The following is a 16,180-nucleotide window of genomic DNA, read 5'->3' on the forward strand; positions in this document are numbered from 1 at the left end:
CCAAGCGAAAATCCTTTACGAAAGATGAATGACTGGACCTGATTGCGGCGACAATAAAAGAAAACGGTAGAAATGGGGAGAAGCGATATGGAACAGCCGCTTGATTTACGCCAGTACTCGGTGCGCACGGATTTGGCGATCGAAGCGCATGAGATTGCAGTCGAGGAGCGTTTGCAGCAAAAACGAGAAAGCGCCGCGCCGATTGAAGGAGTCATCATTCGTGACGAGGAGATTGACGGCGTCAAGCTGTCGCACGTACATGTCACGGAGCAAGGAGCGGCCTCGATCGGCAAAAAACCGGGCCACTACGTGACGATTGAAGCGCAAGGCATCCGCGAACAAAACACGGAGCTGCAGCAAAAAGTGCAGCGCATTTTTTCCGAGCAGCTCAGCGCCTTTTTAAAGCGGCTCCGCATTCGGGAACAAGCGAGCTGCCTGATCGTCGGGCTCGGCAACCAAAATGTCACTCCGGACGCGCTTGGGCCGCTGACGGTGGAAAACGTGCTTGTCACGCGTCATTTGTTCCAGCTGCAGCCCGAAAGCGTCGAGGAAGGCTTTCGGCCGGTGAGCGCCATCGCTCCGGGGGTGATGGGGATGACTGGGATTGAAACGAGCGATATTATCGACGGCGTCGTCCGGAAAACAAAGCCGGATTTTGTCATTGTGATTGACGCCTTGGCCGCCCGCTCAATCGAACGGGTGAACGCGACGATCCAAATTTCTGATACCGGCATCCATCCTGGCTCCGGAGTCGGCAACAAGCGGAAAGAGCTGAGCGACGAGACGCTCGGCATTCCCGTTATTTCGATCGGCGTTCCGACGGTTGTCGATGCGGTCTCCATCACGAGCGACACGATCGATTTCATTTTGAAGCACTTCGGCCGCGAAATGCGCGAAGGGAAGCGGCCGTCAAGTGCGCTCGCCCCGGCGGGCTGGGCGTTTGGGCGCAGACGAAAATTGACGGAACAAGACATGCCATCGCCGCAAGAACGGTCGACGTTTCTCGGCATGGTCGGCACGCTTGGCGATGAAGAAAAGCGGCGCCTCATCTATGAAGTGCTCGCCCCGCTCGGGCATAATTTGATGGTGACCCCGAAAGAGATCGATTCGTTTATCGGCGATATGGCAAACTTATTAGCCGGCGGCCTGAATGCAGCGCTGCACCGGCAAGTCGACCAAGGCAATGTCGGCTCCTACACCCATTAGACAAAAAACAGTTCTATCTTTTCCCGCTTGGCCATACGTTAAACTGAGGAGACAAGCCGGGAGAGGGTGGGAATATGAAACGATGGCGCTCCCAAAACGTCATGATCGCGATTCCAGGAGCCAGCATAAAGAAACTGTTGATGCTCATCATCCTTGGCTGCATGATGATGTTTATGCTTGTCGGAGCGCTCACGTCGCTGCGGCCGGAATACCGTCCGTCGTCATCATCGCTCAACGATATGGCGGCCCATTTTCCGGAGGAGACGTTCGTCCGTCTGTTCGCCTTGGAAAACCGATATTTCGCCCATCTGTTGCCGAAAGAGCGGCAACAGACGAATTACTCGTCGCTGTTGTTCCGCTTGGCGACGAGCATCAGCCCCGATGATCCGCGCAGCTTGCTTGGCAGCGAACTGCCGGGCTTTGCCCTTTATGACAGCAAAATTCTTGTCGCCGGGGAAGGGACCGATTACACGAACGTTCCATACGAATCGGCGCCGCCGCTGGAAGTCATGCTTGCTGAGCGGCAGGCGTCGGTCGAGGAGCTTGAGCAAGCCGAACAAGCCCAGGATGAAAAGCCGTTGCCGCCTCCGGCGCGGACGACCGGGGGAAGAAAAGTCGTCTATATTTACCATACCCATACGCGCGAGTCGTACTTGCCGGCGTTAAAAGGCGTGACCGACCCGGATTTAGCGTTTCATCGAAATGTCAACGTCACGAAAGTTGGGGAAAAACTGGCGGAAGAGCTCGAGAAGCGAGGAATCGGCGCGCAAGTCAATAAAGCCGACATCGAATCGGAATTGTTGAAACAAGGGATGAAATACAGCCAGGCGTATGACATGTCCCGCCAAGAGGTCGTCGCGGCCATGAAGCAAAACCGCGACTTGCAATATTTCATCGATATTCACCGCGATGCGCGCCGGCGGAAGTATACGACCGTTACGATCAACGGCGTCGATTATGCGCGAGTGGCGTTTATTATCGGGGGAGAAAACGCTAAATATGAGAAAAACTTACAGATGGCAACCGAGCTTCACCGTCTGCTGCAAAAGAAATATCCGGGGTTGAGCCGCGGGATCATTGAGAAAAAAGGCGCCGGGACGAACGGAAAGTTTAACCAAGATTTGTCGGAAAACGCGATTTTAATTGAAATGGGCGGCGTCGACAATACGTTTGCCGAGCTGTTCCGCTCTGCGTCGGCGCTCGCTGATGTATTCAGTGATTATTATTGGCAGGCGGAAAAAGTGGAAGCGCCGACTCCGGCGGAGAAAAAGTAAAGGGGCGTCACTATGGCAAGATGGTTTATTCGCTTTACTCTAGCGATCTTTCTCCTTTTTTTTGGCGTGCTGTTTGGCATGCAACAGGCGCATGAGGGCATTAAGCGGATGCGCGGTTATGCCGATCCATCGTTTCCATCCGTCATCGATATGAAAAAAGGGGAAAATGGAGAGCTGGAGGCGGCGGTGTTTGGCCGGACGGTTGTTGCTGGAGATTTAGAAGAAAAGCAAGAAACGATTCGCGAGCTGAAAACGTTCAACTTGTTCTCTAGGCTCGGCCAACTTTTTGCCGACGCCGTCACCGCGCTCATGGAAACGCTGCTTTCGCTCGCCGGCCGGGCGTTGGACTAGCCCGTTCATGTGCGGACGGAACAGGAACGTGCCGTCAACAATGGCGGCTTTTTCTTTTGGACGCCGTCCGCGGGCTGGAGCACAAAGTGCTGCACTTTCCATATTGTCGGTTGTTTTCTTGGCGCGGCTCTGGTCGTTTCGCGTCTTTCCGGAAAGCTCGAACGGCGGCTTGGCTTTTCGTTCATCATTGAATCTTCTTCGCGCTGTTGCTATAATCAAAGCTAGTGTAGTTTTGCGAAGAAGCAGGAGTGAGAGACGATGAACCGGGAAGAACGGTTGAAACGGCAGGAGCGGATCCGCAATTTTTCGATCATCGCCCACATTGACCATGGGAAATCGACGTTGGCGGACCGCATTTTGGAAAAAACAGGGGCGCTGTCGGAGCGCGAATTGCGCGAGCAGACGCTCGATACGATGGAGCTTGAGCGCGAGCGCGGCATCACGATTAAATTGAATGCGGTCCAGTTGACATATAAAGCGAAAAATGGCGAAGAGTATATTTTCCATTTGATCGATACGCCGGGCCATGTCGACTTTACGTACGAAGTGTCGCGCAGCTTGGCCGCCTGCGAAGGGGCGATTTTGGTCGTCGATGCAGCGCAAGGCATTGAAGCACAGACGTTGGCGAACGTGTACTTGGCGATCGATAACAATTTGGAAATTTTGCCGGTTATTAATAAAATCGATTTGCCAAGCGCCGAACCGGAGCGCGTGCGTCAAGAGATCGAGGACGTCATCGGCTTGGACGCCTCTGACGCGGTGCTTGCTTCGGCGAAAGTCGGCATCGGCATCGAGGAAATTTTGGAAAAAATCGTCGAAAAAATTCCGGCTCCTTCGGGCGACCCGGATGCGCCGCTCAAGGCGCTCATTTTTGATTCGCTTTATGACCCGTACCGCGGCGTCGTCGCCTACGTCCGCGTCGTCGATGGAACAGTGAAGCCTGGGCAGCGCATTAAAATGATGTCGACCGGCAAAGAGTTTGAAGTGACGGAAGTCGGCGTGTTCACGCCGAAGCAAAAAGTCGTCGACGAACTGACGGTCGGCGATGTCGGCTATTTGACCGCCTCGATTAAAAACGTGAAAGATACGCGCGTCGGCGATACGATTACCGATGCCGAACGGCCGGCGGCTGAGCCGCTCCCGGGCTACCGGAAGCTCAATCCGATGGTGTTTTGCGGCATGTATCCGATCGATACGGCGCGCTACAACGATTTGCGCGAGGCGCTCGAGAAGCTGCAGCTCAACGATGCGGCGCTCCACTTTGAACCGGAAACGTCGCAGGCGCTTGGGTTCGGCTTCCGCTGCGGCTTCCTTGGCTTGCTTCATATGGAAATCATCCAAGAGCGGCTCGAGCGCGAGTTTCATATCGATTTGATCACGACCGCGCCGAGCGTCGTCTATAAGGTGCATTTGACCGATGGGACGGAAGTTGGCGTCGACAACCCGACAAACATGCCCGACCCACAAAAAATCGACCGCATTGAAGAGCCGTATGTCAAAGCGACGATCATGGTGCCAAACGACTACGTCGGGCCGGTGATGGAGCTTTGTCAAGGAAAGCGCGGCACGTTTGTCGATATGCAATATTTGGATGAAAAGCGAGTCATGCTCATTTACGACATCCCGCTTTCCGAAATCGTCTACGACTTTTTTGACGCCTTAAAGTCGAACACGAAAGGGTATGCGTCGTTCGACTACGAATTGATCGGCTACCGGCCGTCCAATCTCGTCAAGATGGATATTTTGCTGAACGGTGAAAAAATCGACGCTTTATCGTTTATCGTCCATCGCGATTCGGCGTACGAGCGCGGCAAAGCGATCGTTGAGAAGCTGAAAGATTTGATTCCGCGCCAGCAATTTGAAGTGCCGGTGCAGGCGGCGATCGGCAACAAAGTCATCGCCCGCTCGACGATCAAAGCATTGCGCAAAAACGTGCTTGCCAAATGTTACGGCGGCGACGTGTCGCGGAAGCGGAAGCTGCTTGAGAAGCAAAAAGAAGGAAAAAAGCGGATGAAACAAATCGGATCGGTCGAAGTGCCGCAAGAGGCGTTTATGGCCGTCTTGAAAATCGACGACCAGAAGAAATAGCAGGCAAGGCTGTCTCCTTCGGGGATAGCCTTGTTTGTTTCCTGCGGCGCCGGCCGGCTGAAAGGAGGGTGACCGATGGCCATCTCAGCCTATTTTCATATCCCGTTTTGCGCCCATATTTGCCACTATTGCGATTTCAACAAAGTGTTCGCCGCCGGCCAGCCGATTGACGACTATTTGCGGGCGATGGACAAGGAAATGGCGTGGACGGCGGCCGAGTTTGGCCGTGCGCTCAAGACGCTGTTCATCGGCGGCGGCACGCCGACCGTGCTCGAGCCGGCGCAGCTCGGCCGTTTGCTTGAAAGCATCCACCGCCATTTTCAGTTTGACCCGCAGACGGTCGAATTTACCGTCGAAGCCAATCCGGACGGTTTGACGGACGAAAAGCTCGCTATTTTGCGCGATGCCGGAGTGAATCGGCTGAGCCTCGGGGTGCAGACGTTTGACGACCAGCTCCTTCAGGCGATCGGCCGCACGCACCGGCGCGGCGACGCCATGCGGGCGGTGGTGATGGCGAGGGAAGCAGGGATCGACAACATCAGCCTCGATCTCATGTACGGATTGCCAGGACAGACGCTGGGGCAGTTTCTCGCTGATTTAGAAACGGCGTTTTCGCTTCACGTGCCGCATCTTTCCGCCTATTCGCTGATCCTTGAGCCGAAAACGATCTTTTACAACGAATGGCGGAAGGGCCGTCTCCGCCTTCCGGGCGAAGAGGCGGAAGCAGCGATGTACGAAGCGGCGATGGAGCAGACGGCGGTCTGCGGTTACCGGCAATACGAAATCAGCAACTACGCTTTGCCGGGATTTGAAAGCCGGCACAACTTGACATACTGGAACAACGAGGAGTACTACGGCATCGGCGCTGGGGCGCACAGCTATATCGACGGGGTGCGGCGGGCTAATGTCGGCCCCATCCGGCATTACATCGCTGCGATCGAACGCGGTGAATGGCCGCACCGCGAGGTTCACCGTTTGACTGTTCGCGAGCAAATGGAAGAGGAAATGTTTTTAGGGCTGCGCAAAACGGAAGGGGTGTCGAAAGCCTGCTTTCGGCAAAAATTCGGTCGTGACATCCACGACATATTTGGCAAGGCGATCCGCCGGGAAGTCGAAAACGGGCGCCTTGAGGAAACGGCGACCCACATCCGCTTGACAAAGCAGGGCCGGCTGCTTGGCAACGAGGTGTTTGCCGCTTTCATCGATGGAATGTAAACATTGACATTTGCCGGGCGATTTGCTACCCTAATAGTAGATTTAGCACTCGAATTGTTTGAGTGCTAACAGAGGTGAGACACGTGTTAACGGACCGCCAACTGCTGATTTTACAGGTGATCATCGACGATTTCATTCGTTCCGGGCAGCCTGTCGGTTCGCGGACGTTATCGAAAAAGCATCAAATCGCGTTCAGCTCGGCGACGATCCGCAATGAGATGGCGGATTTGGAGGAGCTCGGCTATATTGAAAAAACGCACATTTCTTCCGGCCGCGTGCCGTCGGAAAAAGGATACCGCTACTACGTCGACCATTTGCTGCCGCCGCAACGGTTGACAAGGGCCGATATTCAAAAAATCCGCTCCGTGTTTGCCGAACGCATCTATGAGTTGGAAAAGCTGATGCAAAAATCGGCGCAAATTTTATCCGAGCTGACCAACTATACATCGATCGCGCTCGGGCCGGCGTTTAAAGAAAGCAAGCTGAAGCGGATGCAAATCGTTCCGCTCAATGAACAGACAGCCGTCGCTATCGTCGTGACGGACACCGGCCATGTCGAAAACCGGGTCGTAACGATCCCGCCGTCGATGGATGCCGGCGATCTCGAAAAAATGGTCAACATTTTCAACGAACGGTTGAACGGTGTGCCGCTCATCGATTTGAAAGAAAAAATGGAGACGGAAGTCGCCGATGTATTGCGCCGGCACATCCGCAACTACGACAGCATGCTCAATACGCTCATTGAGACGATCGACGTTCCTGAAGAAGAAAAAGTGTTTTTCGCCGGCAAGGCGAATATGCTCAACCAGCCGGAGTTCAGCGACATCCAAAAAGTGCGCCCGCTTCTGAACATCATTGAGCAAGAAAAAGACATTTATCGCCTGCTCCGCAAGCAAACCCAGAAAGGAGTTCGGGTTTCGATCGGGCATGAAAACGAACTGCGCGGCATGGAAAATTGCAGCTTGATTACAGCGACGTATTCGGTCGGCGATGAGCCGCTCGGGGCGATCGCGATTCTTGGTCCAACGCGCATGGAATACTCGCGCGTCATCACTGTCTTAAACCGTGTCGCTTCCGATTTGTCGGCCGCGTTGACGAAATGGTATCAAAGTCAATAAGAATGGCCATATTGGATAACGGATGGATCGCGCATCCATCCTTTCCTTGTGGCCATTGATACATAAAAGGGAAGAGCCCCGGCAGGGAGGTGAACGCAATGGAACAAGGAGAAAAACAAGTGACGGAACAAGCTACATACGATGAGCCGGAGCGGGAGCAACCGATCGAGGAAGAAGCTGCCCCGCAGCCTGAGGGTGAAGCAGGCGGCGCTCCTCTTGAAGAGGCAAGAGAACAAGCCGGCGGGGAGGAAGCGGCGGAACCAGCTGAAGAGGCGCCGACGGCCAATGAGTTGGCGGCGGCAAAGGCGCAGATCGCCGAATTGGAAGCGAAGCTTTCAGAGATGGAACACCGGTATCTCCGCCTGTACGCCGATTTTGAAAACTTCCGCCGCCGGACGCGCCAGGAGATGGAAGCGGCCGAAAAATACCGCGCCCAAAGCTTGGCGAGCGATTTGCTCCCGGTGCTTGACAACTTTGAACGCGCGTTGAAAATAGAGACGGACAATGAACAGGCGAAATCGATTTTGCAAGGGATGGAGATGGTGTACCGGTCGCTTGTTGACGCCTTGAAAAAAGAGGGGGTCGAGCCAATCGAGGCGGTCGGGAAGCCGTTTGACCCTTATTTGCACCAAGCCGTCATGCAGGCGGAAGTGGAAGGCTATGAGCCGAACACGGTTGTTGAGGAGCTGCAAAAAGGTTATAAGCTGAAAGACCGCGTGCTGCGGCCCGCCATGGTCAAAGTAAGCCAATAAACGGAAACGGAGGGTGATAAGTGATGAGCAAAATTATCGGCATCGACTTAGGAACGACGAACTCTTGCGTCGCCGTGTTAGAAGGCGGCGAAGTGAAAGTCATTCCGAATCCGGAAGGAAACCGCACGACCCCGTCGGTCGTCGCGTTTAAAAACGGCGAACGCCTAGTCGGCGAAGTCGCCAAACGGCAGGCGATCACGAATCCGAATACGATCATCTCGATCAAGCGCCATATGGGAACGGATTACAAAGTCGAAATCGAAGGGAAGCAATATACGCCGCAAGAAATTTCGGCGATCATTTTGCAATACTTGAAGTCGTACGCCGAAGACTATTTGGGCGAGCCAGTGACGCGGGCGGTTATCACCGTGCCGGCGTACTTCAACGACGCGCAGCGCCAAGCGACAAAAGACGCCGGCCGCATCGCGGGCTTGCAAGTCGAGCGCATTATCAACGAGCCGACGGCCGCGGCGCTTGCCTACGGCCTTGACAAAGAGGAAGACCAAACGATTCTTGTCTACGACTTAGGCGGCGGGACGTTTGACGTCTCGATTTTGGAGCTTGGCGACGGTGTGTTCGAAGTAAAGGCGACTGCCGGCGATAACCATTTGGGCGGCGATGACTTCGACCAAGTGATCATCGACTATTTGGTCGAACAGTTCAAGCAAGAGCACGGCATCGACTTGTCGAAAGACAAAATGGCGCTTCAGCGTTTGAAAGATGCGGCGGAAAAAGCGAAAAAAGAACTGTCCGGCGTCACGCAGACGCAAATTTCGCTGCCGTTTATCAGCGCGAACGAAAACGGTCCGCTCCATTTGGAAACGACGTTGACAAGAGCGAAATTTGAAGAGCTGTCCGCCCACCTCGTTGAGCGGACGATGGGGCCGGTCCGCCAGGCGCTTCAAGACGCTGGCCTGACGCCGGCGGATATTGACAAAGTCATTTTGGTCGGCGGTTCGACGCGCATCCCGGCGGTGCAAGAGGCGATCAAACGCGAGCTTGGCAAAGAGCCGCACAAAGGCGTCAACCCGGACGAAGTTGTAGCCATTGGCGCGGCGATCCAAGGCGGGGTGATTGCCGGCGAGGTGAAAGACGTCGTCTTGCTGGACGTCACGCCGCTGTCGCTTGGCATTGAAACGATGGGCGGCGTGTTCACAAAGCTGATTGAACGGAACACGACGATCCCGACAAGCAAGTCGCAAGTGTTCACGACGGCGGCCGACAACCAAACGACGGTTGACATCCACGTCTTGCAAGGGGAGCGCCCGATGGCGGCGGACAACAAATCGCTCGGCCGCTTCCAGCTGACCGGCATTCCGCCGGCGCCGCGCGGCGTGCCGCAAATTGAAGTGACGTTTGACATTGACGCCAACGGCATCGTCCACGTGCGCGCTAAAGATTTGGGGACGAACAAAGAGCAATCGATCACGATCAAATCATCGTCCGGCCTGTCGGAAGAAGAAATTCAGCGCATGATCAAAGAGGCGGAAGAAAACGCTGAAGCCGACCGGAAGCGGAAAGAAGCCGCCGAATTGCGCAATGAAGCCGACCAGCTCATTTTCATGACCGACAAAACGATCAAAGAGGTCGAAGGAAAAGTGAGCGCCGATGACATTAAAAAGGCGCAGGATGCCAAAGACGCGTTGAAAGCCGCGCTCGAGAAAAACGACATCGACGACATCCGCAAGAAAAAAGACGCGTTGCAAGAAGCGGTCCAGCAACTGTCAATCAAGCTGTATGAACAAGCGGCAAAACAAGCGCAAAACGCAGGGCCGCAAGCCGGCGCCGCCAATAAAGACAACGTGGTGGACGCCGAGTTTGAAGAGGTGAACGATGAAAAATAATGCAACCGAAAGTCAAAGTCAGGCCTGCCTTGGCTTTGACTTTTTTTCTAGCATTGACATATTGCCTTGCCGCAGAGGGAAATGATAAAATTAAGCTTATGTGAGTGAATCGGGAGTGGATGAGCAACGATGGCGAAGCGCGATTATTACGAGATTCTCGGCGTCAGCAAAAACGCGACGAAAGACGAGATCAAAAAAGCGTATCGAAAGCTTTCGAAGCAGTACCACCCAGATGTGAACAAAGCCCCGGACGCCGCCGAGAAGTTCAAGGAAATTAAAGAGGCGTACGAAGTGTTGAGCGATGATGAAAAGCGGGCCCGCTACGACCGCTTCGGCCATGCCGACCCGAACGAAGCGTTTGGCGGAGGATTCCAAGATGGAGGGTTTGATTTCGGCGGCTTCACTGGTTTTGGCGGCTTTGAAGATATTTTTGAAACGTTTTTCGGCGCCGGCCCGCGCCGGCGGGCGAGCGGTCCGCGCAAAGGTGCGGATGTCGAGTATATGATGACGCTCACGTTTGAAGAAGCGGCGTTCGGAAAAGAAACAGAAATTGAAATTGCGCGGGAAGAGACGTGCGACACGTGCCAAGGCAGCGGGGCGAAGCCGGGCACAAGCCCGACATCTTGTCCGCATTGCCACGGCAGCGGGCAAGTGACGACTGAACAGGCGACGCCGTTTGGCCGCATCGTCAACCGCCGGACATGTCCCGTCTGCGGCGGCACGGGCCGGTACATTCCGGAGAAATGCCCAACGTGCGGCGGCACAGGGCGCGTGAAGCGGCGGAAAAAAATTCATGTCAAAATTCCAGCCGGCGTTGATGACGGCCAGCAGCTGCGCGTCGCCGGCCAGGGGGAGCCGGGGGTCAATGGCGGTCCGCCGGGCGATTTATACATCATCTTCCGCGTCGAGCCGCATGAGTTTTTCCAACGCGACGGCGACGATATTTATTGCGAAGTGCCGCTGTCGTTCGCTCAGGCGGCGCTCGGCGATGAGATCGAAGTGCCGACGCTCCACGGCCATGTGAAGCTGAAAATTCCGGCCGGCACGCAGACAGGCACGCGCTTCCGTTTGAAGGGAAAAGGGGTGCCGAACGTGCGCGGCTATGGCCAAGGGGATCAGCATGTCATCGTTCGCGTCGTGACGCCGACAAAGCTGACAGAGAAGCAAAAGCAGCTGTTGCGCGAGTTTGATCGGCTCAGTGGGGACACGATGCACGACGGGCCGCACGGCCGTTTTTTTGAGAAAGTGAAAAAGGCGTTTAAAGGAGAAGCGTAAGCGCGATGAAATGGTCAGAGATCAGCATTCATACGACGCACGAGGCGGTGGAGGCGATTTCGAACATTTTGCATGAGGCAGGAGCCGGCGGCGTCGTCATCGAAGATTCGTACGACTTGGTCAAAGAACGCGACGACTGGTACGGCGAGATCGTTGAGCTCAACCCGGACGACTATCCGGAAGAAGGGGTCATCATTAAGGCGTATTTGCCCGTCAACAGCTTTCTTGGTGAAACAGTTGAACAAATTAAGCAGGCGATTAACAATTTATGGCTGTACGATATCGACCTTGGCAAAAATAAAATTACGTTGAGCGAAGTGAACGAAGAGGAATGGGCGACGGCGTGGAAAAAGCATTACCACCCGGTGAAAGTGTCGGAAAAGTTTACGGTCGTGCCGACATGGGAAACGTACGAACCATCGTCCAGCGATGAGTTGATGATCGAAATGGATCCGGGCATGGCGTTTGGCACCGGCACGCACCCGACGACGGTCATGTGCCTTCAGGCGCTTGAAAAGCACGTGCGCCCCGGCGATGACGTCATTGATGTCGGCACCGGCTCCGGCATTTTAAGCATCGCTGCGGCGATGCTTGGCGCCCGGTCGGTGCGGGCGCTCGATTTGGATCCGGTGGCGGTTGACAGCGCGCGGCTGAACGTGAAGCTCAATAAAGTGCAGCATATCGTAACAGTCTCACAAAACAATTTGCTTGACCATATCGAGGAACCGGCCGATGTGATCGTCGCCAACATTTTGGCGGAAATCATTTTGCGCTTTACCGATGACGCCTATCGGCTGTTAAAGCCAGGCGGCCGCTTCATCACGTCGGGCATCATCCAGGCGAAAAAGCAGGACGTCAAAGACGGATTGCTTGCCGCCGGCTTTGCCATTGAGGAAGTCAATGTGATGGAAGACTGGGTGGCCGTTGTCGCCATGAAACCGTAAGCAAAGAAGGGATGGTTGTGCAGCGCTATTTCGTTTCCAATCAGGCGCGGCAAGGCGAGATGGTTGCCATCGGCGGCGATGACGCCCATCATATCGCCCGCGTCATGCGCATGAAACCGGGGGAGGCGATCGCCTGCGTCTTTCCAGACGGGCGCACGGCGGTGTGCGAAATTGAACAAATTGCCAATGAGCATGTCCAAGCCCGTATTGTACAATGGAAAGAGGAGCGGCGCGAACTGCCGGTGCGCATTTACATCGCCCAGGGGATGCCGAAAGGTGAAAAGTGGGAGCTCGTCATCCAAAAAGGGACAGAGCTCGGCGCCGCCGGCTTTCTTCCGTTCGCCGCCGACCGTTCTGTTGTGAAATGGGACGCCAAAAAAGCAGAGAAAAAAGTGGAGCGTTGGAAAAAGATCGCGAAAGAGGCGGCCGAACAGGCGGAGCGCACATTGGTGCCTGAAGTGTGGGCGCCGCTTTCGTTTGCTGAGCTTCTTGCCTTTGGCGAAACGGTCGATGTTCGGCTGTTTGCCTACGAAGAAGAGGCGCGAAACGCCCGGCATGCCGCGCTTCCAGCGCTTCTTTCCCGCCTCCGTCCAGGCGGTGCATTGCTGGCAGTCTTCGGGCCGGAAGGCGGGTTCAGCCCGGAAGAAGCGGAAACGCTTCGGCAACACGGCTTTTTGCCGTGCAGCCTTGGGCCGCGCATTTTGCGGACCGAAACGGCTCCGCTCTATTTGCTTTCCGCCGCCTCTTACGAATGGGAGCTGCGCGCGCCGGACGGTGAAGCGGGGCGCGCGTGATGGATGATGGACGGCACGGGCCGTTTCTCAATCAAAATTCGGCTTCGCTGGCCACCCAGTGGGGCAGAGTGAGGTGAACAAGATGCCGACAGTGGCTTTTCATACACTAGGCTGCAAAGTCAACCATTACGAAACCGAAGCGATTTGGCAGCTGTTTAAAAAAGCGGGCTACGAACGGAAAGAGTTTGAGAGCCGCGCCGATGTGTACGTGATCAACACGTGCACGGTGACGAACACCGGCGACAAAAAAAGCCGCCAAGTCATCCGCCGCGCGGTGCGCCGCAACCCAGACGCCGTCGTCTGCGTGACCGGCTGCTATGCGCAAACATCGCCGGCCGAGGTCATGGCCATCCCTGGGGTCGACATTGTGATCGGCACGCAAGATCGGCATAAAATTTTGGACTATGTCGAGCAGTTTCAGCGCGAACGTCGGCCGATCAACGCCGTTCATAACATTATGAAAACGCGCGTCTTTGAGGAGATGGATGTGCCGGAATTCACCGACCGGACGCGGGCGTCGCTGAAAATCCAAGAAGGATGCAACAATTTCTGCACGTTTTGCATCATTCCGTGGGCGCGCGGCTTAATGCGCTCGCGCGATCCGCAAGAAATCATCCGCCAGGCGCGCCAGCTCGTCGCCGCCGGCTATAAAGAAATCGTCTTGACCGGCATTCATACGGGCGGTTACGGCACCGACCTCAAAGACTATAACTTTGCCGCGCTGCTAAGCGACTTGGATGAGCAAGTGCCGGGGCTGAAGCGGCTCCGCATTTCGTCGATCGAGGCGAGCCAAATTACCGATGAAGTGATTGACGTGCTGAAGCGGTCGGAGAAAATCGTCCGCCATTTGCACATTCCGCTTCAGTCTGGGTCGAATACGGTGCTCAAGCGGATGCGCCGCAAATATACGGTGGAATTTTACGCCGAGCGGCTCGCCCGGTTGCGCGAAGTGTTTCCAGAGCTGGCGGTGACGTCTGACGTCATCGTCGGCTTCCCAGGCGAGACGGAAGACGAATTTATGGAGACGTACAACTTTATTCGTGAACAGCAGTTCTCCGAGTTGCACGTCTTTCCTTATTCGAAGCGAACCGGCACGCCGGCGGCGCGCATGCCGAACCAAATCGATGAAGAAACGAAGCATGACCGCGTCCGCCGCTTGATCGCCCTTTCCGACCAATTGGCGAAAGAGTACGCCTCCCGGTTTGAAGGGCAAGTGCTCGAAGTCATTCCGGAAGAGCGCGACAAAGAGCGGCCAGATTTGTACGTCGGCTATACAGACAACTATTTGAAAGTCCGCTTCCCAGCAACCGAGGACATGGTCGGCGAACTTGTCAAAGTGAAGATCACGAAAGCCGGCTATCCGTATAACGAAGGGGAGTTTGTCCGCATCGTGCCGGATGAGGCGGTTCATTCGGTAAAATTAAGCTCATAACTTCGCATGGCCAAGGCGAGGCGCGAAATCGGCTTCGTGCCGTGCCCCAGCTGATGCTGGGGTTTTTTCTTTTTTCCCCGGGGACACTACAGATGGCAGCTGGTTTTTGTCGAAGGAGCATGGTATGATGGTAGACGTCAGACCTTTCACGGAAAGGCAAGAAAGGAGGTTCTCCGAATGACAATGAACATCGCAAAAATGATCGACCATACGCTGCTGAAACCGGAAGCGACGGAACAACAAATCGTGCAACTATGTGCAGAAGCAAAGCAATACGGCTTCGCTGCAGTATGTGTCAACCCAACATGGGTGAAAACGGCGGCGCGTGAGCTTTCCGGCACGGATGTCCGCGTCTGCACGGTCATCGGTTTTCCGCTCGGAGCGACAACGCCGGAGACAAAGGCGTTTGAGACGAAAAACGCCATCGAAAACGGGGCCCGAGAAGTGGACATGGTGATCAACATCGGCGCGTTAAAAAGCGGGGACGATGGTCTTGTCGAGCGCGATATTCGTGCGGTGGTCGAAGCGGCGGCTGGCAGGGCGCTTGTCAAAGTGATCATTGAAACGACGCTTTTGACCGATGAGGAAAAAGTGCGCGCCTGCCAGCTTGCGGTGAAAGCCGGCGCTGATTATGTGAAAACGTCGACCGGATTCTCCGGCGGAGGTGCGACGGTGGAAGATGTGGCGCTGATGCGAAAAACGGTTGGCGACAGAGCAGGCGTCAAAGCGTCAGGCGGTGTCCGCGATCGGGAAACGGCGGAAGCGATGATCAACGCCGGTGCGACGCGCATCGGCACAAGCTCTGGAGCGGCGATCGTCACCGGAGGGACGGGCCGCGCTGACTACTAAGCCCGGTTTCGATCATGCAAAAACAGAATGGCCCTTTCGATGGCGCCGACAAACGGCAGGGCGGCCGCTGAGCAAATGACGTTGAACAAAACGCTCACATGAGCGAGCTGCACATCGGGCGCTGGGCTGAGCCTGGCCGCAAAGCCGGCCAGCGGCTCGGTCCAAAAGGCGAACAAGGCGGCGCCGACGACGTTCAGCCACAGATGGGTGTAGGCGGTCAGCCGCGCCTCTTTGCCGGAGCCGATCGAGGCCAAAAGTCCGGTGATGCACGTGCCGACGTTGGCGCCAAGCAATATGGCAATCGCCGCCGGCAGCGTCAACAGCTGTTCGTTTAAAAATCCCATGGCGATGCCGATCGTTGCCGCGCTCGAGTGGACGAGGGCGGTGAGGACGATGCCGACAAGAAGGCCGACAGCAACGGACCGGTTCGTTTCTTTGAGCCATGCATCTACGAGCGGGTGAGCGGCAAGCGGTTTGGCGAGGCTGCTAAAGCCATCCATGGCAAACAACAACGAGGCGAGGCCGACGGCGACCATGCCGATGCTGAACATGAGGCGATGGCGGCCGAAAAAAACAAGCAGCGCGCCGCCGACCAAAAGCGGGATGGCGCCGGCGCCGATATCGAGCGTCATCAGCTCGGTTGTGACCGTCGAGCCAATGTTGCTGCCTAAAATGATGCCGATCGATTGGCGGAACGAGAAGTAGCCGGCAGCGACAAGGCTGACCGTCATCACCATCACCGCCGAGCTGCTTTGCAAAAGGGCGGTCGTCGCCAAGCCGGCGAGAAACCCTTGCATCGGCGTGGCGGTAAAGCGCATGAGCCACTGTTTCAACCGATGGCCGGACAACGTGTAAAGCCCGGCTTTCATCATAAACATGCCAAGAAGAAACAAAGCGGTGTAAATGGCAAACAGCATCAGAAATGATCCCATGGGCGATCTCCCCTTTCATCTTATATGTATGGGCCTTGTCCGCGGGCGATGACCGGTTTTTCGGCAGGGGGGCGGGCGAGTGTATGCCTAAGGGGCGGCTATGCTG

The 16,180-nt window shown here is 55.7% G+C and carries 14 protein-coding genes; 13 read left to right on the forward strand and 1 reads right to left on the reverse strand.

The genetic code is table 11. The annotated features are described in order from the left end of the window. Positions 1–87: 87 nt before the first annotated feature. The 13 genes from gpr (at position 88) to deoC (ending at position 15,142) form a co-directional block, all read left to right on the forward strand. Complete coding sequence (gene gpr, locus GJ1_RS15585; RefSeq protein ID WP_066234368.1) at positions 88–1,206, forward strand: GPR endopeptidase; 1,119 nt, start codon at positions 88–90, stop codon at positions 1,204–1,206. Between the two features lie 74 nt (positions 1,207–1,280). Further along, positions 1,281–2,480 (forward strand): stage II sporulation protein P, encoded by a 1,200-nt coding sequence (gene spoIIP, locus GJ1_RS15590; protein ID WP_066234371.1) that lies wholly within the window; start codon positions 1,281–1,283, stop codon positions 2,478–2,480. Positions 2,481–2,492: 12 nt separating this feature from the next. Beyond that, positions 2,493–2,831, forward strand: coding sequence for a YqxA family protein (locus GJ1_RS15595; protein ID WP_066234373.1), 339 nt, complete (start codon positions 2,493–2,495; stop codon positions 2,829–2,831). A gap of 258 nt (positions 2,832–3,089) precedes the next feature. Continuing rightward, entirely contained in the window at positions 3,090–4,919 is a 1,830-nt protein-coding gene (lepA, locus tag GJ1_RS15605; protein WP_066234380.1) for a translation elongation factor 4, read from the forward strand. A 75-nt stretch (positions 4,920–4,994) separates the two neighbouring features. Continuing rightward, positions 4,995–6,134: a radical SAM family heme chaperone HemW gene (gene hemW, locus GJ1_RS15610; RefSeq protein ID WP_066234383.1), complete on the forward strand. Its 1,140-nt coding sequence runs from the start codon at positions 4,995–4,997 to the stop codon at positions 6,132–6,134. 83 nt (positions 6,135–6,217) lie between these two features. Then, entirely contained in the window at positions 6,218–7,252 is a 1,035-nt protein-coding gene (hrcA, locus tag GJ1_RS15615) for a heat-inducible transcriptional repressor HrcA (protein WP_066234386.1), read from the forward strand. Positions 7,253–7,350: 98 nt separating this feature from the next. After that, positions 7,351–8,004, forward strand: coding sequence for a nucleotide exchange factor GrpE (gene grpE, locus GJ1_RS15620; protein WP_066234388.1), 654 nt, complete (start codon positions 7,351–7,353; stop codon positions 8,002–8,004). 23 nt (positions 8,005–8,027) lie between these two features. Further along, positions 8,028–9,848 (forward strand): molecular chaperone DnaK, encoded by a 1,821-nt coding sequence (gene dnaK, locus GJ1_RS15625; RefSeq protein WP_066234391.1) that lies wholly within the window; start codon positions 8,028–8,030, stop codon positions 9,846–9,848. A gap of 129 nt (positions 9,849–9,977) precedes the next feature. Then, positions 9,978–11,123 (forward strand): molecular chaperone DnaJ, encoded by a 1,146-nt coding sequence (gene dnaJ / locus GJ1_RS15630; protein ID WP_066234396.1) that lies wholly within the window; start codon positions 9,978–9,980, stop codon positions 11,121–11,123. 5 nt (positions 11,124–11,128) lie between these two features. Continuing rightward, positions 11,129–12,067, forward strand: a complete 939-nt coding sequence (prmA, locus tag GJ1_RS15635) for a 50S ribosomal protein L11 methyltransferase (RefSeq protein WP_066234399.1) — start codon at positions 11,129–11,131, stop codon at positions 12,065–12,067. Between the two features lie 17 nt (positions 12,068–12,084). Beyond that, positions 12,085–12,861 carry a 16S rRNA (uracil(1498)-N(3))-methyltransferase gene (locus tag GJ1_RS15640; protein WP_066234402.1) on the forward strand — a complete coding sequence of 259 codons (777 nt, stop codon included), beginning with the start codon at positions 12,085–12,087 and terminating at the stop codon, positions 12,859–12,861. A gap of 82 nt (positions 12,862–12,943) precedes the next feature. Further along, a complete protein-coding gene (gene mtaB / locus GJ1_RS15645) occupies positions 12,944–14,293 on the forward strand; it encodes a tRNA (N(6)-L-threonylcarbamoyladenosine(37)-C(2))-methylthiotransferase MtaB (protein ID WP_066234405.1) in 1,350 nt (449 codons plus the stop codon). Positions 14,294–14,470: 177 nt separating this feature from the next. Beyond that, entirely contained in the window at positions 14,471–15,142 is a 672-nt protein-coding gene (deoC, locus tag GJ1_RS15650; RefSeq protein WP_066234408.1) for a deoxyribose-phosphate aldolase, read from the forward strand. Here deoC and GJ1_RS15655 read toward each other — a convergent pair. After that, positions 15,139–16,074, reverse strand: coding sequence for a Na/Pi symporter (locus tag GJ1_RS15655; RefSeq protein WP_066234411.1), 936 nt, complete (start codon positions 16,072–16,074; stop codon positions 15,139–15,141). The two genes, deoC and GJ1_RS15655, sit on opposite strands and share 4 nt — an antisense overlap. Between the last annotated feature and the right edge of the window lie 106 nt (positions 16,075–16,180).

Source organism: Geobacillus jurassicus NBRC 107829, from assembly GCF_001544315.1.
In the GTDB taxonomy this organism is placed as follows: domain Bacteria; phylum Bacillota; class Bacilli; order Bacillales; family Anoxybacillaceae; genus Geobacillus; species Geobacillus jurassicus.

Excerpts from the sequence above, each read along its gene's own strand:
- hemW (WP_066234383.1), top strand. The coding sequence starts at position 4,995 with ATGGCCATCTCAGCCTATTTTCATATCCCGTTTTGCGCCCATATTTGC.
- dnaJ (WP_066234396.1), top strand. The coding sequence starts at position 9,978 with ATGGCGAAGCGCGATTATTACGAGATTCTCGGCGTCAGCAAAAACGCG.
- GJ1_RS15655 (WP_066234411.1), bottom strand. The coding sequence starts at position 16,074 with ATGGGATCATTTCTGATGCTGTTTGCCATTTACACCGCTTTGTTTCTT.
- mtaB (WP_066234405.1), top strand. The coding sequence starts at position 12,944 with ATGCCGACAGTGGCTTTTCATACACTAGGCTGCAAAGTCAACCATTAC.
- dnaK (WP_066234391.1), top strand. The coding sequence starts at position 8,028 with ATGAGCAAAATTATCGGCATCGACTTAGGAACGACGAACTCTTGCGTC.
- GJ1_RS15595 (WP_066234373.1), top strand. The coding sequence starts at position 2,493 with ATGGCAAGATGGTTTATTCGCTTTACTCTAGCGATCTTTCTCCTTTTT.
- lepA (WP_066234380.1), top strand. The coding sequence starts at position 3,090 with ATGAACCGGGAAGAACGGTTGAAACGGCAGGAGCGGATCCGCAATTTT.
- spoIIP (WP_066234371.1), top strand. The coding sequence starts at position 1,281 with ATGAAACGATGGCGCTCCCAAAACGTCATGATCGCGATTCCAGGAGCC.
- gpr (WP_066234368.1), top strand. The coding sequence starts at position 88 with ATGGAACAGCCGCTTGATTTACGCCAGTACTCGGTGCGCACGGATTTG.
- deoC (WP_066234408.1), top strand. The coding sequence starts at position 14,471 with ATGACAATGAACATCGCAAAAATGATCGACCATACGCTGCTGAAACCG.
- prmA (WP_066234399.1), top strand. The coding sequence starts at position 11,129 with ATGAAATGGTCAGAGATCAGCATTCATACGACGCACGAGGCGGTGGAG.
- grpE (WP_066234388.1), top strand. The coding sequence starts at position 7,351 with ATGGAACAAGGAGAAAAACAAGTGACGGAACAAGCTACATACGATGAG.